Annotated in this window: 28 protein-coding genes; 18 read left to right on the top strand and 10 right to left on the bottom strand. The window is 31.8% G+C overall.

Translation table 11 applies throughout. The features are described from left to right. Positions 1 to 792 carry a serine O-acetyltransferase EpsC gene (epsC, locus tag FLAPXU55_RS21605; RefSeq protein WP_053473643.1) on the bottom strand — a complete coding sequence of 264 codons (792 nt, stop codon included), beginning with the start codon at positions 790 to 792 and terminating at the stop codon, positions 1 to 3. 190 nt (positions 793 to 982) lie between these two features. Here epsC and FLAPXU55_RS21600 point away from each other — a divergent pair, with 190 nt between their 5' ends. Then, a complete protein-coding gene (locus FLAPXU55_RS21600; protein WP_180861274.1) occupies positions 983 to 1,684 on the top strand; it encodes a DUF1003 domain-containing protein in 702 nt (233 codons plus the stop codon). 15 nt (positions 1,685 to 1,699) lie between these two features. On the opposite strand, the gene FLAPXU55_RS21595 is transcribed toward FLAPXU55_RS21600, so the two are convergent. Beyond that, the gene (locus FLAPXU55_RS21595; RefSeq protein WP_317169660.1) at positions 1,700 to 1,966 is read right to left on the bottom strand and encodes a DUF2752 domain-containing protein; all 267 of its coding nucleotides are present in this window, start codon (positions 1,964 to 1,966) and stop codon (positions 1,700 to 1,702) included. A gap of 122 nt (positions 1,967 to 2,088) precedes the next feature. Between FLAPXU55_RS21595 and FLAPXU55_RS21590 the strand changes: the two genes are divergently transcribed. Together FLAPXU55_RS21590 and FLAPXU55_RS21585 are read left to right on the top strand one after the other, a co-directional pair. Continuing rightward, the gene (locus tag FLAPXU55_RS21590) at positions 2,089 to 2,274 is read left to right on the top strand and encodes a hypothetical protein (protein WP_180861270.1); all 186 of its coding nucleotides are present in this window, start codon (positions 2,089 to 2,091) and stop codon (positions 2,272 to 2,274) included. Next, a complete protein-coding gene (locus FLAPXU55_RS21585) occupies positions 2,264 to 2,815 on the top strand; it encodes a Smr/MutS family protein (protein WP_180861268.1) in 552 nt (183 codons plus the stop codon). The genes FLAPXU55_RS21590 and FLAPXU55_RS21585 overlap by 11 nt, the downstream gene beginning before the upstream one ends. A gap of 120 nt (positions 2,816 to 2,935) precedes the next feature. Here the strand turns inward: FLAPXU55_RS21585 and FLAPXU55_RS21580 are convergent, their stop codons facing one another. Beyond that, positions 2,936 to 3,946: a hypothetical protein gene (locus FLAPXU55_RS21580; protein ID WP_180861266.1), complete on the bottom strand. Its 1,011-nt coding sequence runs from the start codon at positions 3,944 to 3,946 to the stop codon at positions 2,936 to 2,938. Positions 3,947 to 4,032: 86 nt separating this feature from the next. Here FLAPXU55_RS21580 and FLAPXU55_RS21575 point away from each other — a divergent pair, with 86 nt between their 5' ends. After that, positions 4,033 to 5,157 (top strand): cysteine desulfurase family protein, encoded by a 1,125-nt coding sequence (locus tag FLAPXU55_RS21575; RefSeq protein ID WP_180861264.1) that lies wholly within the window; start codon positions 4,033 to 4,035, stop codon positions 5,155 to 5,157. A gap of 215 nt (positions 5,158 to 5,372) precedes the next feature. Here the strand turns inward: FLAPXU55_RS21575 and FLAPXU55_RS21570 are convergent, their stop codons facing one another. Continuing rightward, positions 5,373 to 5,945 (bottom strand): L-threonylcarbamoyladenylate synthase, encoded by a 573-nt coding sequence (locus FLAPXU55_RS21570; RefSeq protein WP_053473636.1) that lies wholly within the window; start codon positions 5,943 to 5,945, stop codon positions 5,373 to 5,375. Between the two features lie 39 nt (positions 5,946 to 5,984). Further along, entirely contained in the window at positions 5,985 to 7,061 is a 1,077-nt protein-coding gene (locus FLAPXU55_RS21565; protein WP_180861262.1) for a DegT/DnrJ/EryC1/StrS family aminotransferase, read from the bottom strand. 251 nt (positions 7,062 to 7,312) lie between these two features. Here FLAPXU55_RS21565 and FLAPXU55_RS21560 point away from each other — a divergent pair, with 251 nt between their 5' ends. From FLAPXU55_RS21560 to FLAPXU55_RS21530, 7 genes are all read left to right on the top strand, one after another. Beyond that, positions 7,313 to 7,543: a phosphopantetheine-binding protein gene (locus FLAPXU55_RS21560; protein ID WP_056206255.1), complete on the top strand. Its 231-nt coding sequence runs from the start codon at positions 7,313 to 7,315 to the stop codon at positions 7,541 to 7,543. 4 nt (positions 7,544 to 7,547) lie between these two features. Further along, positions 7,548 to 8,603 (top strand): ketoacyl-ACP synthase III, encoded by a 1,056-nt coding sequence (locus FLAPXU55_RS21555; RefSeq protein ID WP_180861260.1) that lies wholly within the window; start codon positions 7,548 to 7,550, stop codon positions 8,601 to 8,603. Between the two features lies 1 nt (position 8,604). Beyond that, positions 8,605 to 9,342 carry an SDR family NAD(P)-dependent oxidoreductase gene (locus FLAPXU55_RS21550; RefSeq protein ID WP_180861258.1) on the top strand — a complete coding sequence of 246 codons (738 nt, stop codon included), beginning with the start codon at positions 8,605 to 8,607 and terminating at the stop codon, positions 9,340 to 9,342. 5 nt (positions 9,343 to 9,347) lie between these two features. Further along, entirely contained in the window at positions 9,348 to 10,436 is a 1,089-nt protein-coding gene (locus tag FLAPXU55_RS21545; RefSeq protein ID WP_180861256.1) for an aromatic ring-hydroxylating oxygenase subunit alpha, read from the top strand. Further along, positions 10,426 to 11,433: a 3-oxoacyl-ACP synthase III family protein gene (locus tag FLAPXU55_RS21540; RefSeq protein WP_180861254.1), complete on the top strand. Its 1,008-nt coding sequence runs from the start codon at positions 10,426 to 10,428 to the stop codon at positions 11,431 to 11,433. Before FLAPXU55_RS21545 ends, FLAPXU55_RS21540 begins: the two co-directional genes overlap by 11 nt. A 2-nt stretch (positions 11,434 to 11,435) precedes the next feature. Beyond that, complete coding sequence (locus tag FLAPXU55_RS21535; protein WP_180861252.1) at positions 11,436 to 12,071, top strand: PglD-related sugar-binding protein; 636 nt, start codon at positions 11,436 to 11,438, stop codon at positions 12,069 to 12,071. Positions 12,072 to 12,158: 87 nt separating this feature from the next. After that, positions 12,159 to 13,127, top strand: coding sequence for a glycosyltransferase family 2 protein (locus FLAPXU55_RS21530; RefSeq protein WP_180861250.1), 969 nt, complete (start codon positions 12,159 to 12,161; stop codon positions 13,125 to 13,127). A 3-nt stretch (positions 13,128 to 13,130) separates the two neighbouring features. Here FLAPXU55_RS21530 and FLAPXU55_RS21525 read toward each other — a convergent pair whose 3' ends face one another. Beyond that, positions 13,131 to 14,150 carry a glycosyltransferase family 2 protein gene (locus tag FLAPXU55_RS21525; protein WP_180861248.1) on the bottom strand — a complete coding sequence of 340 codons (1,020 nt, stop codon included), beginning with the start codon at positions 14,148 to 14,150 and terminating at the stop codon, positions 13,131 to 13,133. A 119-nt stretch (positions 14,151 to 14,269) separates the two neighbouring features. Between FLAPXU55_RS21525 and FLAPXU55_RS21520 the strand changes: the two genes are divergently transcribed. Then, complete coding sequence (locus FLAPXU55_RS21520; protein ID WP_180861246.1) at positions 14,270 to 15,133, top strand: hypothetical protein; 864 nt, start codon at positions 14,270 to 14,272, stop codon at positions 15,131 to 15,133. Between the two features lie 3 nt (positions 15,134 to 15,136). Here FLAPXU55_RS21520 and FLAPXU55_RS21515 read toward each other — a convergent pair whose 3' ends face one another. After that, the gene (locus FLAPXU55_RS21515) at positions 15,137 to 16,210 is read right to left on the bottom strand and encodes a glycosyltransferase family 4 protein (protein WP_180861244.1); all 1,074 of its coding nucleotides are present in this window, start codon (positions 16,208 to 16,210) and stop codon (positions 15,137 to 15,139) included. Positions 16,211 to 16,295: 85 nt separating this feature from the next. Between FLAPXU55_RS21515 and FLAPXU55_RS21510 the strand changes: the two genes are divergently transcribed. Then, complete coding sequence (locus FLAPXU55_RS21510; RefSeq protein ID WP_180861242.1) at positions 16,296 to 17,066, top strand: Kdo domain containing protein; 771 nt, start codon at positions 16,296 to 16,298, stop codon at positions 17,064 to 17,066. On the opposite strand, the gene FLAPXU55_RS21505 is transcribed toward FLAPXU55_RS21510, so the two are convergent. From FLAPXU55_RS21505 to FLAPXU55_RS21495, 3 genes are all read right to left on the bottom strand, one after another. Continuing rightward, entirely contained in the window at positions 17,044 to 17,832 is a 789-nt protein-coding gene (locus FLAPXU55_RS21505; protein WP_180861240.1) for a glycosyltransferase family 2 protein, read from the bottom strand. The genes FLAPXU55_RS21510 and FLAPXU55_RS21505 overlap by 23 nt on opposite strands. Before the next feature lie 2 nt (positions 17,833 to 17,834). Then, entirely contained in the window at positions 17,835 to 18,899 is a 1,065-nt protein-coding gene (locus FLAPXU55_RS21500) for a glycosyltransferase family 9 protein (protein ID WP_235992132.1), read from the bottom strand. Between the two features lie 107 nt (positions 18,900 to 19,006). Beyond that, on the bottom strand, positions 19,007 to 19,822 hold the full coding sequence (locus FLAPXU55_RS21495) for a 2,3,4,5-tetrahydropyridine-2,6-dicarboxylate N-succinyltransferase (protein ID WP_053473621.1): 816 nt from the start codon (positions 19,820 to 19,822) through the stop codon (positions 19,007 to 19,009). Positions 19,823 to 20,096: 274 nt separating this feature from the next. Here FLAPXU55_RS21495 and FLAPXU55_RS21490 point away from each other — a divergent pair, with 274 nt between their 5' ends. The 5 genes from FLAPXU55_RS21490 (at position 20,097) to FLAPXU55_RS21470 (ending at position 23,447) form a co-directional block, all read left to right on the top strand. Continuing rightward, on the top strand, positions 20,097 to 20,729 hold the full coding sequence (locus FLAPXU55_RS21490) for a PAS domain-containing protein (protein WP_180861238.1): 633 nt from the start codon (positions 20,097 to 20,099) through the stop codon (positions 20,727 to 20,729). A gap of 138 nt (positions 20,730 to 20,867) precedes the next feature. Next, positions 20,868 to 21,098 (top strand): hypothetical protein, encoded by a 231-nt coding sequence (locus tag FLAPXU55_RS21485; protein WP_180861236.1) that lies wholly within the window; start codon positions 20,868 to 20,870, stop codon positions 21,096 to 21,098. Next, positions 21,088 to 21,369, top strand: coding sequence for a type II toxin-antitoxin system RelE/ParE family toxin (locus FLAPXU55_RS21480; protein ID WP_180861234.1), 282 nt, complete (start codon positions 21,088 to 21,090; stop codon positions 21,367 to 21,369). The genes FLAPXU55_RS21485 and FLAPXU55_RS21480 overlap by 11 nt, the downstream gene beginning before the upstream one ends. A gap of 43 nt (positions 21,370 to 21,412) precedes the next feature. Beyond that, the gene (gene ruvX / locus FLAPXU55_RS21475) at positions 21,413 to 21,829 is read left to right on the top strand and encodes a Holliday junction resolvase RuvX (RefSeq protein WP_073482460.1); all 417 of its coding nucleotides are present in this window, start codon (positions 21,413 to 21,415) and stop codon (positions 21,827 to 21,829) included. A 124-nt stretch (positions 21,830 to 21,953) separates the two neighbouring features. Next, positions 21,954 to 23,447, top strand: coding sequence for a malate:quinone oxidoreductase (locus FLAPXU55_RS21470; protein ID WP_180861232.1), 1,494 nt, complete (start codon positions 21,954 to 21,956; stop codon positions 23,445 to 23,447). The last annotated feature ends 154 nt before the right edge of the window (positions 23,448 to 23,601 follow it).

The raw sequence follows: 23,601 nt of genomic DNA, 5'->3' as shown, positions 1-23,601 counted from the left end.
TTATTTTTTTTCTTTTATTTTAACTTCTGTTGTGGTGGTATTCAGTACAATCGAATCTTCGGGAATTGATTTCGTAATCCATGAATTTCCGCCAATAATACTATTTTTTCCAATGATGGTTTCGCCTCCTAAAATCGTTGCATTGGCATAAATGCACACATTTGCTTCAACGGTTGGATGTCTTTTTGCATTTTTCATGTCTTTGCTTACACTCAAAGCTCCCAGTGTAACACCCTGATAAATCTTAACGTGTTTTTTAATAACGCTGGTTTCACCAATAACAATTCCTGTGGCGTGATCTATAAAAAATGGCGAAGCAATATCGGCACCGGCGTGAATATCAGTTCCGGTAATTCTATGTGCATATTCGCTCATTAATCTTGAAAAAAGCAATAAATCTAACTGATATAATTCGTGGCTTAATCTGTAAATGGCAATCGCGTAAAAGCCGGGATAAGCTAAATAAACTTCATCGATGCTGTTTGATGCAGGATCATTTTCAAGAATATATTCGGCATCCTGATTTAATTTTTCTAAAACGCCCGGAAGTTTTGCCACAAATCTGTCCCATATTGATTCGCATAAATTTTGAGGTTTTTTGCAGGCTAAAACAGCTATTTCTTTAAAGCGGATTTCAAGTTCATCGATACTTTCGTCGAGAGCAGCATTTGAATCAAAAAGAGTGTAAAAAAGCTTCTCGGTAAAATCTTCAGTTTTGGTTTTGATACCGTAGTTTATATTAGAATGGCTTTTTAAAGCCTTAATATTTTGTATGATATTGTCTTTAGTCACAATAGTAAAATTGAATGGATATTTTAAAACGTTAAAAGTAAGGTGTTTTTTGTAAATAAGGACACGATTTAACGAAAGAAATTTTGCTTTCAGAATTGTATTTGTGATAAATAAAAGATTAATAAATGCTTCTGTTTTATATGATTCTTAAGAAGTTAATTGTGTAAATTAGCGGATAAAATCTACAAAAATGAAAAATAATTCAACTTTTAAAAGTTCGATTTCTGATATTTCTTTTCCTGAAAGTGAGAAAATTTCCGGTAATTCTATTCACGATCCCATTTTAGGCCTTATTTTAAAAGATCATCCTTCATTTTGTGATGATGACTCTATTTCGGTTCAGGAATTGAATGAATACCGTCAAAAATATATTTCTAATTATTTATCAACTGAAATTGGAACACTTTCTGACCTTGAAAAAAGTGTTATCTCTTCTTTAAAAGAAGATAAATCAATTGTGAGTATTGTTGAAGATGAAGATGAAAAAAGAAGTTTTGGTCAAAAAATAGCCGATAAAGTGGCAGACTTTGGCGGAAGCTGGACTTTTATTATTTCGTTTATAGCTTTTATTGTCGTTTGGATTGGTTCCAATGTTTATTTTTTACTGGATAAAGGTTTTGATCCGTATCCGTTTATTTTATTGAATTTGATTTTATCTTGTATAGCCGCACTTCAGGCGCCGGTAATTATGATGAGCCAAAACCGTCAGGAAGAAAAAGATAGAAACCGTGCCAAAAAAGATTATATGATTAACCTGAAATCTGAATTAGAAATAAGAATGATTCACGATAAAATCGATCATTTAATTATGCACCAGCAGCAGGAATTAATCGAAATTCAGAAAGTTCAAATTGAGATGATGAATGATATTTTAAATCAGGTTAAGAAATAAAACAGACCTAAAATATTAAAGATAAAAGTGTTTGTAGTAATAACCCACACACATAAAAATGATATTTATTCCGGCAGCTTTCCAGATGATTTTTTGGTAGTTTCTGGATTTATCCAAAAAATATAAAGCCAGTAAAATTAAAAATAAAAGGGTAGTGTAGATGGCCGGATACATCTTAAAAGCGGCCGAAAAATCGCCTTGAAAAAGTAAGAATAAAGAGCGCTGAAAACCACAGCCCAGACACTCAATTCCGAAGAGTTTTTTGAAGAGGCAGGGGATCATATATTTCTCTAAATTCACAGCGTATTTTTTTACAATTTTACAAAAAAATATTCGATAACATTTCAGAAGAAAGAAACTTCTATTTTAAAGTTTTATACTTTTGGATTCTTAAACTTTAGAAAATGAAAGCTTTTAAAATTTTAATTATGATTCTTGCCATTTCAGTTGCATTATATGAGCAGGTTTCTGATGATAAAAATATCTATATAATGGTAATTGCAATTGCCGTTTTTATGTATGGAATGATGCAGTTAAGCGCAAAAACGCCGAGTAAAAATCAAGAAAAAGAGGAGCACGATGTTGACTAAAGGAGATAAAGTTTCGGTATTAGACGAAGCAATAAACGGAACAGTGGTTTCGGTGAAAAATAAAGAAGTTTTAATAGAAACTGAGGATGGATTCATGATGACATTTTCTGTCAACGAATTACTTAAAATTCAGGATTCCAGTAATTTAATGAATTCTATTAAAAGAATTGATTTAGAAGAGGTTTCAAAAGAAAAAGCAGAACCAAAACCACGAAGTTTTGTCAAAGAAAAGAAAGATAAACGCGAAATTGTGGCTCCGGAATTTGATTTACACATCGAAAAACTGGTTCCAAATAAACGTGGAATGTCAAATTATGATATCCTGACACTGCAGACAGAAACGGCAAAAAGACATATTGAATTTGCGATTAAAAACCGCATTCCAAAAATCGTTTTCATTCACGGTGTCGGCGAAGGAATTTTAAAAGCCGAACTTGATTTTTTATTGGGTCGTTATGACGGAATTGATTTTCAGGATGCCAATTATCAAAAATACGGCTTAGGTGCGACGGAAGTTTATATTCGCCAAAACAATAAATAAAAGAATTTTTAAGACTTAAAATTCTTTATTTTTAAGCATAAAAAAACGTCTGTTTTTTGAATCTGATTTAATAGAAAACCGGATCAAAAAACAGACGTTTTTTGTAAGAATATTTTTTTGCTATTTTTTAGCTGTAGGCGCAGTGACAGGTGGATCTGTTATTGTACCAAGAACAAAATTATCTGCTAAATAAAAGCTGCTGTTTCCTTTTTTAAGAGTAACATTTTTTATGGTAATAGTATGCTTGTAAACAATACTTGTTGTTCCTGTTGCTGTTGTTGTAACTTCAACAATACCTTTGTTATCTGCTACGCTATTCCATACTGTGCTTATAGCTGGTGCTGAAGGTGCCGGGGTTATACAAAAGTACGAGCTGGTTAAAGTACCTGTATTAGATTTAAAAGTAGTATAATTTATATTGTTTGCTGCTGCTGTTATGGCTGCAGATCTTGTACCTACTACTTGTTTAATAAGTGTCTGGTCCAGATTATTAACCTGCATAAAAGAAGTTGGATTAAAATTATAAACTTGTTTCTTATCTGTACATTGTAATGCCGGAGTTGTAAAAGTTAAATATAGCGGATCTGGTGAAGTTGTGTAATTTCCAAAAACAAATTCTTCTTCTGTTTGAGGACCCGCAGGTTTTAAGAAAGTAATATTTCTAAAAACAATTTGATGATTGTAACCTGTAATTCTTGTACTTCCGTCAGTTTGGCTTTTATCTCCTGTAACTTGTGATGATGTAATTTCAATTATACCTGCTGTAGCCTGCCATTCTTCTGTTACATTTGGTGTTCTTGGCGGTATTGTACCGCAAATATTATCAACTGCAACTTTACCGTCATAAGCTCTGTAAAGTACACGATAAGTTGAATTATTTATATCGTAAATAAGCGGATCACCATCTGGTGTAGCATCGTTTTTAATACTGTTTGCCGGCAGCTGAAGTATTAATGCTTCCTGAGTTTTTAATTTATAAATTAGAGTTGGCGCAGTCTCGTCAGTACTTGAATTAGGACATTTTGCCGAAGTCTGAATATCTTCAAAATTAATTGTATCTACAGTTAAATCGCCGTCGTCGCATCCGTTTAACAAAAGAGCCAATATTAAAAGGCTTACATATTTTTTCATCGTAATTTTATTTGGGTCAAAAATAGTGAAAAATTTGGCAAATGAACTTTTAGATTAGACAATTGATATTTCATAACTTTGCATCAATGAAAAAAGTATACCTCGATAACGCCTCAACAACTGCTATGCGACCTGAAGTAATTCAGGAAATGACTAAAATTATGGCAGAAGATTTTGGTAACCCGTCTTCTACGCATAGTTTTGGACGAAATGCTAAAACAGTTTTAGAACTTTCAAGAAAAAGTATTGCCAAACATTTAAACTGTTCTGCGCAGGAAATTATTTTTACTTCTGGCGGAACAGAAGCAAATAACTGGATTTTGAGATCGGCAGTTGAAGATTTAAAAGTAGAGCGTATCATAACTACAAAAATTGAACATCATGCTGTTTTGTACAGCGTTTTGGCATTGCAGTCAGATTACAATATTCAGGTAGATTATGTAAATGTTAATCAAGACGGAAGTATTGATTTAACGCATCTTTCTAATTTGCTTTCTGATGAAAAGAAAACCATTGTTAGTTTAATGCACGTAAACAACGAAACTGGAACTGTTTTAAATTTGGATAGAGTGGGAGTTATTTGCAAACAATATAATGCTTTATTTCATTCAGACACCGTTCAGTCGGTTGGAAAAACAGAAATCGATCTTCAAAAAATTCCTGTAGATTTTATTCTGGCAAGTGCGCATAAATTCCATGGACCAAAAGGCGTTGGATTTGCTTTTATCCGAAAAAATTCTGGTTTGCAGCCGTTGATTTTTGGCGGAGAACAAGAAAAAGGGCTTCGTGCCGGAACAGAAGCTGTACATCAAATTGCAGGAATGGCAAAGGCTTTGTCTCTTTCTTATGAAAATTTAGAGGCAGAAAGAAATCATATTTATGACCTTAAAAAATATCTTATAGAAGAATTGGAACTTAATTTTCCTGGTTTTAGAATTAACGGAAAAAAAGATGATTTTTATAATATCATCAATATCACGTTACCTTTTTCTTCAGATAAAACTTCAATGCTGTTATTTAGTTTAGATATGAAAGGAATTGCAGTTTCAAGAGGAAGTGCCTGCCAGTCCGGAAGTATAAAGCCTTCGCACGTTTTAAAAGAAATGCTCTCAGAGGATGATTTAAAATTACCAAATCTCCGAATTTCATTTAGTCATTATAATACTAAAGAAGATATCGATTGGTTGATTGAGAGTCTTAAAGTTGTTTAGTTTTTAGGTGCAAAGGTTCAGAGTTACAAAGGGACAAAGTTTTCTAAGGCTCTGAGGTACTAAGATTCTAAGTTCTAATTGAAATATCCTTCGACTTCGCTCAAGATGACATTATAGACCTGTCAGGCTGAGCGAAGTCGAAGCCCTTTACTTAGTTGCTAAGGTTCTGACTTCTTTATTCAAAAAATCTAAAATCTACACTCTAAAATCTAAAATTACTTACGAATAACTTTTACCTGCGAATCATTCGTCAATTTGATAATTGTTGATGGTTTTCCGGCAATTTTATCCTGATTTAGTTTTACAACATAATCAACACCTTTAATGATTTCTGGATTAATGTCTTTGAAAGAAATTGGAGTAGGCTGTCCTGAAATGTTTGCAGAAGTTGAAACTAATGGTTTTTTCATTCTTTCCATTAACTTGAAACAAAAAGGCTCTTTTACCAATCTTATTCCTAATGATTTATCGGCTGCAATAATATTATGTGCAACGTTTCTGGCTTCGTCTAAAATTAGAGTGGTTGGTTTTTCAGATAAATCCATAATCTGCCAGGCCACTTCAGGAACGTTTTTAAAAACGTTGTAAATCATTTTTTCTCCATTCATTAAAACGATCATGCTTTGTGTTTCTGCGCGTTGTTTTAGTTTGTAGATTTTGGCAACAGCTTCAGGGTTAGTAGCATCACAACCTATTCCCCAAACAGTATCTGTAGGGTAAAGGATAATGCCGCCTTCTTTAATCACTTCATAAGCATTGTGAACTTCAGTATTTATATCTTGATTCATGACCTAAATATTTTAATAATAACAGAATAATGCTCTGTATTACGATGTTTGTGTATTTATAATTTGAGTTATATTTTTTAAATCTGCTTCAGAAATTCCCACATAAAGCGGTAAACATAAAATTCGCGATGCGATAGATTCAGAAACAGGCATTTTTTCTCCTTTTGTATATTCTATAGTATTCAAAGAAGGATAAAAATAACGTCGGGGAATTATATTGTCATTTGCTAAAGCTTCCAAAACTTTTAATAAAGTTTCTTCAGAATCTAAAATTACAGGATAATAACTATAATTCCATTCTGTGTTTTCTCTTATTTTTAAAGTTTTTACAGTATTGAAATTTAAATTGTTATTATAGAAATCAACCACTTTTTTTCTTTCAGAAATAATATGGTCCATATATGGAAGAACCGCCAGGCCTAATGCAGACTGTAACTCAGAAATTTTAGCATTTATTCCTAAACCATGAAAAGCTAAAGGACCATTATGACCAAAATTATGACTGTAATAAAGTTGGTGAAAAATGGCTGCATCGTTGCAAAACATAGCGCCGCCTTCTCCGGTATGAAATAATTTAGTGGCATGAAAACTACAAGTGCTTACATCTCCAAAATTAAATACAGACTGATTGTTGAATTTAACTCCAAAACAATGTGCAGCATCATAAATAACTTTTAGATTGTGTTTTTTTGCAATATTTTCGATAGCAATAACATCACAAGGATTTCCAAAAACATGAGTTGCTAATATGGCAGTTGTTTTGGGTGTTATTGCAGCTTCAATTTTGGTTTCGTCAATTGTTAAATAATCCGGATTGATATCTACAAATACAGGCTTACAGTTTTCCCAAACAATTGCCGCAGATGTGGCAACATATGAAAATGGTGTTGTAATGATTTCACCGCCTTCTCCAAACAGTTTTAAGGCAATTTGAATAGGAATTGTACCGTTATTAGTAATTATCAAATTAGAAACGCCAAGAAGATTTTTAAGTTTATCTTCTAATTCTAAAGTAAGTTCGCCTCTATTTGTTAGCCAAACTTTATCCCATGCACGTTTTACATAAGAATTATATTCTTCTTGCGGGGGCAAAAAAGTTTTGGTTACAGGAATCATTTAATTATGGATTTAATGAGTTTAATTTATCATTACGGATAAACTATTGTTATATTTGCGGGGTAAAATTAGGAAAAGAAACCTTAATTTTTGACATTAATAACTATTATAACATTGACGGTAGTTAAACACGTTATTAACGTGCTTGACAAACAAGGTTTTAAGTGGTTTTTGTGAAATTATAGGAATGCTTTTTGATGTTTTCGAAAATCAACATTAAAGAATAAACAAAAATAAATTATAGGATTACTATGGAAATCAACGCTTTTTTGAAAAATTTTGCAGATATTTTAGATGATACAGATGCGGCTTTAATCACTCAGGAAACTGTTTTTAGAGATTTAGATGAGTGGAACTCATTGACAGCTTTATCATTAATTGCAATGGCTGATGAGGAATATTCTGTGAAGTTAACGGGAGATGATATTAAATCTTCAGATTCATTAAATGATATCTTCGAAATAATTAAAAATAAAGGATAATTAAATGGCCGTTTTTTCAATAAATGATATTGTAATAAAAGGTATTTCTTGCTGTGTTCCTAAAAATAAGGAACGCAATATTGACTTGGATATATTGACAAAGGAAGAAATTCAAAAATTTATAGATGTAACAGGAGTTGAAGAACGACGCATTGCTTCAAAAGAAATTTGCACGTCTGATTTATGCTGTGAATCTGCCGAAAAACTAATTAAAGATTTAAACTGGCAGAAAGACGAAATCGAAATTCTTGTTTTTGTTTCACAAACAGGCGATTATATTTTGCCAGTTTCTGCCGCTATTCTTCAGGACAGATTAGGTTTATCTACCAATTGTATTGCTTTTGATGTTCCGCTAGGATGTTCAGGATATGTATACGGAATGTCTATTATTGCAGGAATGATGAAAGCAACAGGTTTAAAAAAAGGTTTGCTTTTGGCAGGAGATACAATTAGTAAAATTGTTTCAGATAAGGATAAAAGTACATTGCCGCTTTTTGGAGATGCCGGAAGCGCAACTGCATTTGAACTTAATGAAAATACTGGAAACTTTCTTTTTGATTTAGGAACAGATGGGTCAGGTTATAAAACCATTATTGTACCCGATGGAGGATCAAGAAACAGAATAAACGCTGATTCTTTAGAAATAAAAATTATTGAAGAAGGAATTAGCCGAAATTCCTGCGATTTAGTTCTTGATGGTATGGACGTTTTTGGCTTTGGAATTTCGCAAGGGCCTAAAACCGTAAATAAGTTATTGGAAAAATACGCGATTGATAAAGAAAAAATAGATTATTTTATTTTTCATCAGGCAAATTTGATGATGAATAAAATGATTGCCAAAAAGTTAAAACTTCCAGTTGAAAAAGTTCCGTATTCATTACAACATTTTGGGAACACTTCTTCAGCTACAATTCCGTTGACAATAGTATCAGAATTAAAAGATAAAATAGAAAATAAGTCTTCTAATTTATTAATGTGCGGTTTTGGTGTGGGATTATCATGGGGAACTGTGTTTGTTGAAAATTGTAAAATAGAGGTTCTGGATTTAATCGAATTATAGAATGATTACATTACAAGATAAAAATATATTAGTTACAGGCGCATCTCAGGGAATTGGAAGAGAAATTGCAATTTCGGCTTCAAAATTAGGAGCAACTGTTACTATAGTAGGAAGAAATGTAGAAAAACTGCAGGAAACCATTTCATTATTAAGCGGAAGCGGCCACAAAATACATGCTGTTGACCTTTCTAAGCCTGCAGATATTGATGAATTAATTGCGCAAAGTTTACCTTATGACGGCGTTATTTTTAATGCTGGTATTGTAGAATATCTGCCAGTTAAATTTTTGAACGAAAGTAAAATAGATGCTGTTTTTTCTGTAAACTTTGATAGTAATGTTATTCTAAGTCAAAAACTAATCAAAAAGAAATTGCTGAATAAAAAAGCATCTCTTGTTTTTATATCATCCATTTCCTCAAAACTAGGCGTGGGTGGAACTGCTATGTATGCAGCATCAAAAGCCGCCTTAATATCTTTTTCTAAAGTATTGGCTACAGAGCTGGCTCCGCAGGGAATTAGATCAAACAGCATTTGCCCCGGAATTGTTAAAACAGCAATGACGGAACAGGCAAGTGATGCAGCTTCTGAAGAAGAATTGAAAAAAGCTGAATTAGAATATCCGCTGGGATATGGAGAACCATCAGATGTTGCCGGACTGGTTATGTATTTATTAAGTGATATGAGTAAATGGATGACAGGTTCTGACTTAATTATTGATGGCGGATTCACATTAAAATAAAAATTATGAATTCAAACATACCTGCTTTTCATTATTATGATGATGCTGTTTTTGGGCAAGAAAACAATATGCTTTTTAAAAAAGTGTGGCATTTTGTGGGATTCAGATCTGATTTTTTAAATGATAATGACTTCATTGCTTTAAAAATTGCAGGCATACCAGTTGTGGTTCAAAATGTGAGAGGAGAGATTAAATCATTTTTAAACGTTTGTTCACACCGTTTTTCCATAATTCAGCAAGAAGCATCTGGAAACAGACCTTTGGTTTGTCCTTATCATGGATGGGCGTATGATAAAAACGGAATTCCAAGCGGAATTCCGAAAAAACCTTTGTTTAAAAAATTCTCTAAAGAAGAACTTTGCGAAATGAAATTAAAGGAGTTTAAAATTTCATTTTGCGGAGATTTATGTTTTGTTTCTTTAGATGAAGACATTGAGCCTTTAGAAGATTTTATAGGCGTATTTTATGATGAATTAAAAACAATGTCATTAAGTTTAGGAAATAGAATTGATGTTAATTCTATGGAAATAAATGCAAACTGGAAAGTGATTGTCGAAAATACGCTGGAAAGTTATCACGTGGGTTTAGTTCATGCTGAAACTCTTGCTAAATTAGAACCTTCGGGATTAGATTTTACTTTTGATAAAACTAATTCAAGCTGGACCAGTGATTTGAATATCGTAAAAGATAAAGGAGGATATAAAAAAATCAATTCCTATTATTCACCAAGAAGTTACGATATTGAAGGCTACAAACATATATTGATTTTTCCTAATTTGTTGATATCAAGTACACACGGTATTTCGTTTAATTATTCTTTAATTGAACCAATTACACCAGACAGTACAAAATTTACAAGTTATGTTTTTACAACCGCTACAGCTGATTCTGAAAAAACTCCAATTGTAATTAAAGCTTTTGAAGAATCTTTAATTGGTTTTAACAGACAGGTTTTTGATGAAGATAAAACAGTTTGTCAGCTTGTTCAGCAAGGCGTAAGACATACCAATTTATCAGGAAAACTTTCTGATGAAGAAGAACGAGTACATCATTTTCAAAAACAATATTTAAAATTCCTGGAAAATGAAAGCTAATATAAAAGCCATATCTTATTATCTTCCAGAAGAAGTTCTGTCGAATGATTTAATAAATAAAGAATTTCCGGAATGGGATATTGAAAAAATCAGTTCTAAAACGGGAATCAATTCAAGACACATAAGTGCAAAAGATGAATTTTCATCTGATATGGCAGTAAAAGCTGCAGAACGATTATTTGCAGAACACAATATCGACAAATCGACTATTGATTACTTGTTATTTTGTACCCAAAGTCCAGATTATTTCTTGCCTACAACGGCTTGTATTATTCAGGACAAATTAGGACTAAATACATCAATTGGAGCTTTAGATTTTAACCTTGGATGTTCGGGATTTGTTTATGGATTAAGCTTAGCAAAAGGTTTAATAGCTGGTGAAATGGCAAAAAATGTTTTGCTGATTACCTCCGAAACCTATTCTAAATTTATTCATCATAAAGATAAAAGTAACAAAACTATTTTTGGAGACGCCGCTGCTGCAACATTAATATCAAGCGAAGAAGGATTTTGTTCTCTTGGTAAATTTATTTTTGGAACAGATGGAAAAGGGGCTGAAAACTTAATTGTAAAACAAGGCGGAATGCGTTTTCCGGTTTCTAATGAAAATGAAGATATTCACGATGAATATGGAAACGTTCGAAATGATAAAAATTTGTACATGAACGGTGCAGAAATTTTCAATTTTACAGGAGAATTTGTTCCGAAACTTACGGAAGCTATTTTAGAGAAATCGAATTTAACTAAAGAGGATATCGATTTATATATCTTTCATCAGGCAAATAAATACATGCTTAATCACCTGAGAAAGAAAATAAAAATTCCCGAAGAGAAATTTTTTATTGCTATGGAAGAGTGTGGAAATACAGTTTCATCAACAATTCCGATTGCTTTATATGAAGCTCAAGAGCAAGGGAAATTAACAGAATCCAAGAATTTGATATTGGCAGGATTTGGCGTAGGATATTCCTGGGCTGCTTGTAACTTAATAATTTAAAGATGAAAAATTTAATCATAATAGGAGCAAGAGGATACGGCCGTGAGGTATGTGGGCTTGCAAGACAATGTTCAGGCTATAATACTGAATATACTATAAAAGGTTTCTTAGATGATAAATTAGATGCTTTAGACGGTTTTGAAAATTACCCTGCAATCATTTCATCAGTAGAAAATTATGAAATTCAGGATAATGATGTATTTGTTTGCGCACTTGGAGATCTGAAATGGAAAAAACATTATGTCGAAATAATTTTATCAAAAGGAGGTCAGTTTATTAATTTGATTCACCCAACGGTAGTTTTTACATCAAACGTAAAATTGGGTAACGGTATAATTATATTCATGTATTCTAATATAAGCAATGACTGTGTACTTGATGATTTTGTAACAATTCAGGGATTTGTAGCCATTGGGCACGATTCTAAAATTGGTAAATGGTGTCATATAAATGCCTATAGTTTTACGGGAGGTTATGCTGTTTTAGAAGAAGAAGTATGCTTAAATACACGATCTACAGTTTTACCTAATGTTATCGTTAGAAAAGGCGCAACAGTTGGAGCTGCGAGCCTTGTTATTAAAAACGTAAAAGAAAATACTACTGTTTTTGGCGTTCCTGCAAAAAAAATGGAGTTTTAAAAATCCTTACTAAAGACTTAGATTTTTGTAAATCATAAAATAATGATGGCAATATTGCTAGGTTTTGTTTAGTGAATAAATTCAAATATGAGAGATCAAAACGATATCGTTTCAAGTTGGGAAAATAGTAATACAAATCCTTTAGTAAGTATTATTTGCACCACATTTAATCATGAAAGTTTTATAGGTGAAACGCTAAACGGATTTTTAATTCAAAAAACTACATTTCCATTTGAAATAATCGTGCATGATGATGCTTCGACAGATAATACTGAATCTGTAATTAATGATTTTGCTGTAAAATACCCTTTAATAATAAAACCAATTTTACAGAAAGAAAATCAGTATTCTAAAAAAGAGGTTAATATATGGAGTGATTTTACTTTTCCAAAAGCACAAGGAAAATATATTGCATTGTGCGAAGGAGACGATTATTGGATTGATGAATTAAAACTGCAAAAGCAAGTTGATTTTTTAGAAAACAATTCAGAGTATGTAATTACATGGACTGATTTTTATACTAAAAAAGAAGCTGAATTAATACCAAACGATTTTAACAGCACTTTGCCAGACATATACACAATTGATTTTAATACTATTTTTAAGCCGTATTGTACTTATACTTTAACGAGCGTTTTCAAAAAAGATGCAGTTGATCCTTTAGATTACAAAAAGTTCCAATACAGTAAAGATAACACGCTTTATGCTTTAGCTCTTTGTAACGGAAAAGGAGCTTTCCTGAATTTTCAAGGCGCAGTTTACAGATGGCATTCAGGCGGAATTTATTCTTTGCAGACACCATTCCTGCAACGTTATTCATCTTATCTGAATTTAAAAGAGATATTTGATAACATTCCGCAGTCCAGGACACAAAACATTAAAAGAGTTTTGGAAACTTTGCTAAAAGCTTCGGCTTTTGAGGCTTTGAAATTACGTAAAAACAAAGAATTCAAAAACGGCAAAGATCATGAAAACGCTATAAATGAATTTTTAGATAAAGCCAGCTTGTCATTAAAAATGAAATACCTGTGGCGTTATATTAAAACAAATATATAATTATTACTTCCCGGTTAGCGATTTAAAATAAAGAATCACTTTATCAACGAAGTTTATTTTTTGGAATAATGCCCCTTCGTTATTTTTCAAATGCTTATAAAATGAAAGTTTATAAGAACCTGCATTTCGAACAATGCGGATTAAATTTTTAGTGATATGCTTTTGAAAAATCTCATGATTAAAATATCTCAACTTTTCATTTTGCAAAAGCAGGAATTTTGACGCATTAATAGTTTCGATAATTTCTTCTGGAGAAAGACCTTTTTTAAACGAAACAGCATTTAGGTAAAAATCAATTTTTGGATCAGCAGGATCAATTTCAAGCGAAGCCAATTGATTTACTTTAACTCTTTTTACAGACCGGTTTACATTATCAATTTTTGTTTTACTGATATTGTTATTGTGCTGTCTGTAATTTAATAGAGATTCAGGAATATTATAAAAGTTAGTTTTCGCCAATAATCTGCTCCATAAATCATAATCTTCGACAGGAACATAATCGTTATCGAATTTTAAATCTCTTAAAACCTCTTTCTTAAACATTACAGTTGGATTCCCGATGTTACAACTGTGTAAAAAAGATACTTTTATAGCATCAGGATTTGTATTATGCTTTATGATTTTATCTTTTTTTGATCCAAAAAAGGTGAACCATGTTCCGCAAACTCCAATTTCCGAATTGTTTTTTAATACTTCAATTTGTTTTTCAAAACGGGTTGGCAAAGCAATATCATCAGCATCCATCAATGCAATATAAGTGCCTTTTGCAGCGTTAATACCTTCATTCCTAAGGTTTGCAGGTCCAACATTCTGTTCTTTGTCTATAATAATTATTCGATTATCTTTAGCTTGAAATTTTTTAATTATTTCTAAACTTTCATCAGTAGATTTATCGTTTAATATGATAAGTTCAAAATCTGAGAATGTTTGACTTAAGATACTTTCAATGCTTTCGTGCAAAAATGAAGCTGCATTAAACACAGGAATTATCACAGAAATTTCAGGAAATTGAAGAATTTGCATGGTTTTTGTTTTATAATGCAAAGATAATGTTTAAGTTAAAATTATCTTAAAAATTCGAAAGCAAATTTCGTAGATAATTTCGGAATGTTTTTATCTTTGCCCCTAACAAATTTAATTAAATGAAAAAAATTCAGGTCGGATTTTTAGTGTCGTATGATTATGAATTGCTTAAAATTGCTATTCCACAAGTATATAAAGAATCTGACTCAATTTTTTTAGCAATTGATAAAGAAAGAAAGACCTGGAAAGGAGAATCTTTTGTTATAGAAGACGATTTTTTTCAATGGTTGAGGACGATTGATGTCGATTCTAAAATAGAAATACTAGAAGATAATTTTTATCATCCGGAACTGACCAGCATGCAGTGTGAAGTTTTGGAAAGAAAAATTCTTGCCGATAAAATGGGTATAGGAAACTGGCTCATTCAATTAGATGCAGATGAATATTTTTTAGATTTTAAAGGATTTGTAAAATTTTTAAAGTCAAAAAATCATTTTCTGGATAATCCCGAAAAAAATCAGGTTCAGATTTCTCCATGCCTTATAAACCTTTATAAAAGATTGGATAAAGGAGTATTGTATGTTAAAAAGCCGACCAAAATCATGGTGGCTACAAACTATCCTAGTTATAAAATAGGAAGACAAACCCGTAAAAGAATCATTTATTTTAAAGGGCCAATTTTACACGAATGCATATCCAGAACAAAAGAAGAACTGGAAATGAAGTTTAACAATTGGGGACATGATACGGATATCAATAAAGAAGAATTCCTGAATAAATGGGAAACTGTAAACGAGTGCAACTATAAAAGCATGCGAAACTTCTTTTATATGGAACCGGAAAAATGGAAAAAACTGGCGTTTGTTAAAGGTTCAACTTTTAATGAAATCAAAAATAATCTGGACTTTTTTAAAGTTCTGCCCTCAGATTTTTTCATTTGGAAAAAAAACGTCGGGCAGTGGTTTAAACATTTAAATAAATAGAATTTATTTTACGATCTCTTTATAAACATTAAAATATTCAGCAGCTGCAACTTTCCAATCGAAACTTGCAGCTCTTTTTTTAAGCTGATTTTCGATTTCGGTTTTATTATTGTCAAAATTCGTTAATCCGCTAAAAAGAATCTCTTTCATGTATTCAGGATCAAAATTGTTCCAATAATTAGAAACATCGCCTCCAATTTCAGGCAGCGAAGTTCTATCAGATAAAAATACCGGTTTGCCAAAACTCATCGCTTCAATTGGCGGAAGTCCAAAACCTTCGCGAATTGATGGAAAAAGAAATGCGGTACAGTTTTTCATATAAAACTGTTTCCCTTCATCAGACACTTTTCCGGTTAAAAAAACCTGATTTTCTAAATTATTATCAGAAATGAGTTTTTTGATTTCTTCACCGTATTTTTTATCGTTATTTCCTGAAATAATTAAATTAAAATCTTTTATCAATTTCATCATATTAATGATCGAACTGTAATTCTTTCTTTCAATAAAATCTCCAATACAATAAAAGAAAGGCTTATCGACAGGAACATTTGAAACAAAAGCAGAAGTATCTAAAAGTGTTGAAATTGGGTTTCCGTTATAAATAACATATTCAGGAACATTTGGAACATTAAAATGTTCGTGTGTATGTTTCTTTGCAAATTCTGAGATATAAGTAATCGCAGTAGATCTTTCTAGTTTTTCTGCAAAAAGCTTCTTTAATTTAGGACTTTTATCGTTTGAAACTTCTTCTACAAAATGAATATCGTGAACAGTTAGCAGATAATTAATTTTATGAAAAGGCTCAACTTTAATATTTTGATTTACAGAATGCCATAAATCGTATTTTTTTCGAATTCTAAACAACGGATGTCTTGAAAGACTGCTGTATTTATGGTATTTAAATTTATCCTTAAATTCGTCTTTTAAAAGTTCCGGCTTTGCACTGTTCAGCGTTAATTCGTAATTATCAAAATCTAACGTAGATAATCCTTTAATTAATTCATAATTAAAAGTTCCTAAACCTGATGCTCTGTTGTTGATATTATGCGTTTCTAGAAAGATACTTTTTTGGGACATTATTTTTCTTTTTTTACGAAAGTACAATAATAATTTGAAGTCTTAAATCGTATCCGTATTTTTGTCCCTTTATAAAAAACTACTGATGAATTTTAAAGTAAATCCTTCTTTCGAAAATAATACTCCAGCAATTTTGGTCACCATCAAAACGTTTGGCTCGTCTGGCGAACTTTTTGGAAACGGAGATCGTAATAAGATAAAATTGTTTGATTTAGATGGAAAAAAAATCAATATCAAATCATTTAAAATTCCGAATATAGTTAACAAAATTGCTTACCGATATTTTAGAAAATCAAAAGCCAGACGTTCGTTTGAATATGCCACGATTTTATTAGAAAAAGGAATTGGAACTCCGGAACCAATTGCATTTCTTGAGAATTTTAATTTAGTGGGTTTAAAAGATAGTTATTATGCCAGCGAACATTTAGTTACAGAGCTGACTTATAGAGAATTGGTAGAAATTCCAGAGTATCCTGATAACGATAACATTTTAAGACAGTTTACAAAATTCACTTTTGATCTTCATGAAAAAGGAGTAGAGTTTCTTGATCATTCGCCGGGAAATACATTAATTAAAAAGAACGAAAACAATATCTATAGTTTCTTTTTGGTCGATTTAAACCGAATGAATTTTCACGATAATATGAGTTTCGAACAGCGCATGAACAATTTTAGCCGTTTAACGCCTAAAAAAGAAATGATCGCTGTAATGAGTAACGAATATTCTAAATTCTATACTGATAAATCTGAAGCTGAAATTTTTGAAAAAATGTGGCAGGCAACTTCTACTTTTCAGGAAGAATTTGCAAGAAAGAAAAGATTGAAAAAGAAACTTAAATTCTGGAAGAAATCTTAATTTGTTTCTGTATTTTTTTAAGTTCCTGAAAACGAACCGATACACTCAAAGCATTTAAGTAACAGATAATAATTCCCTTTCTTCCGTCTAAAAATCCAAGCCTTAATAAATATTGGTTTAAAAACTGATAAACAGGTCGAATATAGAAATGAAAAAAGTTAGGATTAGTGTTTTTTGTTAACTCTTCCTGCGCTTTTAACTGTCCGTAGAAAATCATTTTTTGCTTATAATTTTCGTAATCAGAATAAGAATGATGTGTTAGTTTGTGCTTTAATTTTTTAATTTCCCCTTTTACAATTAGTTTTTCGTGCACAATTTTATTGTTGTTATAGCGTGCATCTTCTTTTCTAAAAAGACGAATAATTTTATCATTCTGCCAGCCGCTAAAGTACAGTTTCTTGTTTTCGAAGATAAAATCTCTACGAAAAAAATAAGCAGAAGCACTTTTTGGCTGATTTATTTCACTAATAATTTCTCGCTGCAATTCCGGACTTATTCGCTCGTCGGCATCGATAAAAAGAATCCATGAATTTGTAGCTAAATCTATTGTATAGTTTCGCTGAATCGCAAAATTATCAAAAGCACGCTGAACAATTTTTACATTTTTGTAAGTCGATGCAATTTCGAAAGTTTTGTCGGTACTAAAAGAATCAACGACAATTATTTCATCGGCAAAAGCCAAATTATCAAGAACTTCACGTATGTTGGATTCTTCATTATAAGTTATCAATAAAGCCGATAAAAGTTGTTTTGGAGACGAAATCATTTTTAGAGGATATTTTTTTCTAGAAATGATTCAATTTTGTCTTTAAAAAATTCAGGTTTAAATTCCTGATACAAAGACAAAGCTTCTTTTTTAAGCATTTTTTCGGATTTCTGCTCAAATAAATCCGAACGATAATCTTTTAAATGCACCGATAAATGGTGGATTTCGTCTTCAAACGTAGCCCAGATTTTCTTTTCAATCCAAGGAGAAAAAATGATGAACGAAGGTTTCTCCAAAGCTTTTGCCATATTTATGGCACCGCCGTCATTTCCTATAATTAAATCACATTGATTCATAATCGCAATGAAAGAACGCAAATCGCTGCCTAATAAATCAAAATATATCTTTTCCTGAGTTGAAGGTTTACAGGCGTTAAAAACAGTTTTTGCATCTTCAATCTGCTTCGGGAAATAATTAAAAAGAATATTTACATCGGCATTATCTGCAATATAATCCACTACTTTCGACATGAATTCAAGCGGATACGTTTTTAATTTTTCGCTTCCTAAAAGACTGATCATTACTGTTTTTCTGTCTTTGCGAACATTATGTTTTTCAAAAACAGCTAAAGCTTCCTGATTTTCTTTTTCAGAAACAAATAACTTCGGGATTGGATTTATTGCAATTTTTAAATCTAAAGGTTCTATTAATGAAAGTCTTCTTTCAATTGCTAAACCTAAATTAGTTTTAGGAAAAGGTGCAAACGGAACATTATCGGTATAAAGAAAGTTTCTTCCCGGTTTTTTATAAGAGATTTTTCTTTTGGCGTTGCTTAAAAATACTAAAATCCAGCTTTCTAATTTTGAATAGGCATCAATAACCAGATCGTATTTTTCATTTCGAATTTGAAAACCAAGTTTCAATAATTCTTTTTTACTTTTTCGATGTTTTTCTTCAAATAAAATGATGTTGTCCATACTTGCATTACCTTCTAAAACTGGAGTTGTCGAAGCATAAACCAAATAATCTATTTGAGCATCTGGATAAGCAGCACGCAGATTATTGCAAATAATACTGCTGACTAAAACGTCTCCAATCATTTTTTGTTGAATAACAAGTATCTTCATCTAAAAAGGGAATCTTTTAATTGGTTACAAATTGAAGCAAAAAAAATCCAAATTCCAATCATAATCAATTGGAATTTGGATTTTTTAATTTATTTGTTCTTTATAAATTATACCGCAACGTCGTATTCGCGAAGTGCATTATTTAATGAAGTTTTCAAATCTGTAGATGGTTTACGAGTACCAATGATTAAAGCACATGGAACCTGAAATTCACCGGCAGCAAACTTTTTAGTGTAACTTCCAGGAATTACAACAGAACGTGCAGGAACAAAACCTTTCATTTCAACTGGTTCATCGCCTGTAACGTCAATAATTTTTGTTGAAGCAGTCAAACAAACGTTAGCACCAAGAACAGCTTCTTTACCAACGTGAACACCTTCTACCACAATACAACGAGAACCAATAAAAGCACCGTCTTCAATAATTACCGGAGCAGCTTGCAATGGCTCTAAAACACCGCCAATACCAACACCACCGCTTAAGTGAACGTTTTTACCAATTTGTGCACAGCTACCTACAGTTGCCCAAGTGTCAACCATAGTTCCTTCGTCAACATAAGCACCAATATTTACATAACTTGGCATTAAAATTACTCCGCTTGAAATATAAGCTCCGTAACGCGCCACAGCATTTGGTACTACACGAATTCCTTTTTCAGCATAACCTTTTTTTAGCAACATTTTGTCGTGATATTCGAAAATACCAGATTGCCATGTTTCCATTTTTTGAATTGGGAAATACATTACAACCGCTTTCTTAACCCATTCGTTTACCTGCCAGGCATCACCAACAGGTTCAGCAACACGTAATTTTCCTGCATCAACTAATTCGATAACTTCTCTAATAGCGTCAGTTGTAGTTTGTTCTTGTAATAAAGCTCTGTTTTCCCAAGCTTGTTCAATTATAGTCTGTAAAGAATTCATAGTTTAAATTTTTGGCAAAGATAACGTATTTACGGAAAAGCAAAAAAGTAAACGGAGTTGAAAGTGTTATAAATATAACTTTTTGTTTTTAATTTGATAAATTATGTTTTCTTAATATAATTTCGGTTTCAATAATATACCACTAAAAGTTTTTTTTATATCAAAATATGACAAATGTCAGATTCTTTGCTTTTTCTTCCAGCTACTTTTGCCGGATTAATTCTGAGAAATCAGCATTAAAAATCCAATCCAAAACATAAAAAATCTACTAGACATGAATCAGGAAAATCAACTTCGAACCCCAGTAACAGTAATCGATAAGGAAGTTACGTGGGATAAAACGCAGGTAATTATGAGTAAAACAAATGCCTTTGGTATTATTGAATATGCCAATGAAGTTTTTGTTGATGTTTGTGGTTACGAAGATTATGAATTAATGGGACAGCCGCATAATATTATTCGCCATCCCGATATGCCAAAAGTTATTTTTAAAGTGCTATGGGAAAATCTTAAAAACGGAAAAAACTTTCATGCAATCGTAAAAAATTTAGCAAAATCAGGAAGATATTATTGGGTCATTACAGATTTTGATATTGCAAGAGATGAAAATGGGGTTATTGTGAATTATTTTGGAAGAAGACAAGCTGTACCGCAAGAAGTGATTGCGATGCATATTGAACCATTGTATAAAAAATTACTTCAAATTGAAGCCGCAAGCGGAGTAGAGTTTAGCGAGAAATATTTGATAGGTTTTTTAGAAGAAAAAAAGAAATCATATGTTGAATATATAAAGGAGTTAATTTACGATCATGAAAAAAATCAGGCAAAGTTTGCTCATTATGAAGAAGAACAAGATGGAGAAGAAGAGGAGCATAAAGGTTTTTTCGGCAGATTATTTAACCGATAAAAAAGAATAATTTTTAGTTTTAAATATTTAGGTTCGGGCCCGTTTTGAGTTTTCAAGGCGGGTCTTTTGGTTTTAAGATTAATTTAAAAAAACATGAATCCAAAAAAGGTTATATTTGTATTGTAAAATGATAGTATTATGGAAGCGATAAGATTAGAATTTCAGCCGGAGATTAGAGAGAAAGTTCTTAAATTATTAAGTGAGTTTTCTCCTAGTGAATTGAGAATTATTGAAGATTCTGATTTTGAAAATGATAAAAGAAAAGTGCATGCAGCTTATGCTAAATTAAAAAGTGGCAATGAAAAGTTGTATTCGATAGATGAAGTAGATTCGATTTTAGATAATACATTTTTGGAATATGACAATTAAAATTTCTAATGAATTTTTAAAATTATTAAAAGAACAAGTTCATTATATTTATAAAGATAAACCCGGAGCAGCTCTAAAGTTTAGGAAAGATTTGCTTAAAAATATTAAAAAAGATTTAAAACATCCTTTTCATTTTACTAAGTCGAAATACTTTGATAATGAAAATATTAGAGATTATGTTTTTAAAGGTTACGTTTCTGTTTATGAGGTTGATATAGAGAAAAATATTGTTTTAGTTTTCAGTTTTATAAAATATAAAGACTCACTTTAAAGATTATAATTTTCCTTTCTATCGTTTATCAAAATTTCAAAAAATGCCAAGAATCCTTTCCATAGACTACGGACAAAAACGCACCGGAATTGCTGTTACAGACGAAATGCAGATTATAGCATCAGGTTTAACTACGATTCCTACTCATACTTTAGTTGATTTTCTAAAAGATTATTTTGCTAAGGAAAAAGTAGAAGCAGTCTTAATTGGCGAACCAAAACAAATGAACGGTCAGCCATCAGAAAGTGCGTCTGTGATTAATGGATTTGTAACCCATTTCTCAAATATTTTTCCAGAAATGAAAGTCATTCGTGGTGATGAACGTTTTACTTCAAAAATGGCATTTCAAACCATGATCGACAGCGGACTTAGTAAAAAACAACGCCAAAATAAAGGGCTTATTGATGAAATTTCGGCAACCATTATGCTTCAGGATTATCTTTCTTCTAAGCGTTTTTAAGTTTATTTCTGATTAAATTTCCTTTTTTAGAAAAATTTATAATTTCCTAACTTTTATCATGTAAAAATTAGTTTTTTTTTGCGATTGAAAAAAGTACCTTTGCATTTTAAAACAAATTACTGTTATGCCTGACAATACAATACGTTCCAATAGTGAAGTAGTGCTTATTGGAGCTGGAATTATGAGTGCAACTCTTGGATTAATTTTAAAAGAGCTGCAGCCAGATATAAAAATTGAAATTTACGAAAGATTAGATGTGGCAGCTGCCGAAAGCTCGGATGCCTGGAATAATGCAGGAACCGGACATTCTGCCTTTTGTGAATTAAATTATACTCCAGAAAAAGCAGATGGAAGTATCGATCCCAAAAAAGCAATCAGCATAGCAGAATCTTTTGAAATTTCACGCCAGTTCTGGTCGTATTTAGTACAGGAAAATAAAGTTCCTTCTCCAGAAAATTTTATTAAAAGCGTTCCCCACATGAGTTTTGTATGGGGAGATAAAAATGTTGAATATCTTAAAAAGAGATTCGAAGCACTTCAAAGCAATCCTATTTTTGCTGAAATGACTTTCAGTACAGATTTCAATCAGCTGAAAGAATGGATGCCTCTTGTAATGGAAGGCAGAGAAGAAGGAGAAAAATTAGCAGCAACTCACATGGAAATTGGTACTGATGTTAACTTCGGAGCCTTAACCAGAAGCATGTTTAATTATCTTGAAAAATTAGACGGGGTAACTTTATATTTTAATCACGAGGTTAAAAAACTAAGACAGCGTGAGGATAAATCTTGGAGAATTAAAATCACAGATTTAGCTACAGGTCAAAAAAGAAAAGCCTATACCCAATTCGTATTTATTGGAGCGGGCGGCGGTTCATTACCATTATTAGAAAAAGCAGATGTTCCTGAAGGTAATGGTTACGGAGGTTTCCCTGTAAGCGGACAATGGCTAAAATGTACAAATCCGGAAGTTATTGCAAAACATCAGGCAAAAGTGTACGGAAAAGCAAGCGTAGGTGCACCTCCAATGTCTGTTCCGCATATTGATACACGTGTAATTGATGGAGAAAAAGCACTTCTTTTTGGACCATTCGCAGGATTCTCAACACGTTTCCTTAAAAATGGATCTTATTTAGATTTACCATTATCAATAAAAGCAAACAATTTAATTCCGATGCTTTCTGCCGGATTTCATAATATTCCACTAACAAAATATTTAATTGAGCAGGTTCGTCAGTCTCCAAAAGACAGAATGAAAGCACTTAGAGAATATTTGCCAAGTGCACGCTCTAAAGACTGGAAATTAGAAAAAGCAGGTCAGCGTGTGCAGGTAATTAAAAAAGGTGAAAATGGCGGTGGAGTTTTGGAGTTTGGAACTGAAGTTATTACAACACACGACGGAACTTTAGCAGTATTATTAGGAGCTTCTCCGGGAGCATCAACTGCAGTTGCCATTATGGTTGATTTAATAAGCAGATGTTTTACAAACCAAATTAAAACACCGGAATGGGAAGCTAAAATGAAAACAATGATTCCATCTTATGGTAAAACGCTGAACGATAAACCAGAGCTTTTAGCAGAAATGAGAAAACATACAGCAGAAGTTTTAAAAATTAAATAAAACTTCCGTTAAAAATAAAAAAAGAAGCTGTCTCAACTTTTGAGACAGCTTCTTTTTTTATTTTATATGCTTCCATGTTCCGTAGGAACATTTCATTGGTAGAAAATTATATTATTATAATGGTTTACGTTCCGTAGGAACGTTTGATTTTTGC

The organism is Flavobacterium panici (genome assembly GCF_903819335.1).
Classification (GTDB): Bacteria; Bacteroidota; Bacteroidia; order Flavobacteriales; family Flavobacteriaceae; genus Flavobacterium; species Flavobacterium panici.
The sequence above is the reverse complement of the archived record's forward strand: the minus strand, read 5'-3'. Positions and strand labels throughout refer to the sequence as shown.